This window comes from Streptococcus sp. GMD1S (assembly GCF_000296875.1).
Taxonomy (GTDB): Bacteria; Bacillota; Bacilli; order Lactobacillales; family Streptococcaceae; genus Streptococcus.
Genome location: NZ_AJQY01000211.1, coordinates 1 through 836 on the forward strand (window position 1 = coordinate 1; position 836 = coordinate 836).

1 protein-coding gene is annotated in these 836 nt (G+C 39.2%); it reads right to left on the bottom strand.

Annotated features, from left to right (window positions below):
• The coding region (locus tag GMD1S_RS08350; protein WP_044135808.1) for an adenylosuccinate synthetase at positions 1-755 on the bottom strand (755 nt) is incomplete at its 3' end.
• Positions 756-836 lie beyond the last annotated feature (81 nt).

Consider the following 836-nt stretch of genomic DNA (forward strand, 5'->3'; position numbering starts at 1 on the left):
CCAGACCCAATTGTCACACCACCAGCGACAGGGTTTGACGACGTAACAAATGGATAAGTTCCTTGGTCAATGTCCAACATGACACCTTGAGCACCTTCAAACAGTACACGTTTGCCATTATCAAGCGCATCGTTCAAGATAACAGATGTATCTGTCACATACTGCTTGATTTGTTGGCCATACTCGTAGTACTCTTCAAAAATATCATCAATTGAAATAGGAGTACTGTCATATAATTTTTCAAACAGACGATTCTTCTCCGCAAGATTGCGTTCCAAACGCTCACGAAAAATTTCTTTATCCAAAAGATCTGCAATACGAATTCCAACACGAGCAGCTTTATCCATATAGGCTGGACCGATTCCCTTGATTGTAGTACCAATTTTATTGTCGCCCTTAGCTTCCTCTTGCAAACTGTCTAATTCAATGTGATATGGTAAAATGACATGCGCACGATCCGAAATGCGCAAATTATCTGTTGTCACACCTTCTTCATGAAGATAATTCAACTCTTTTACTAGAGATTTAGGGTTTACAACCATCCCATTCCCAATAACAGAGATTTTTTCAGGAAAGAAAATTCCAGATGGAATCAAGTGCAACTTAAATTTCTTACCATCAATCACAATCGTGTGACCAGCATTATCACCACCTTGATAACGAGCAATTACCTCTGCATTAGCTGAAAGAAAATCTGTAATTTTCCCTTTACCTTCATCACCCCACTGGGTACCTACAACAACAACTGAAGTCATAATAAAATTCGTCTGAGCTACTAGCAGCTCGTCCTTTCTCATATACATGGCAGGAATTTCACCCGCAATTATATCTTACAA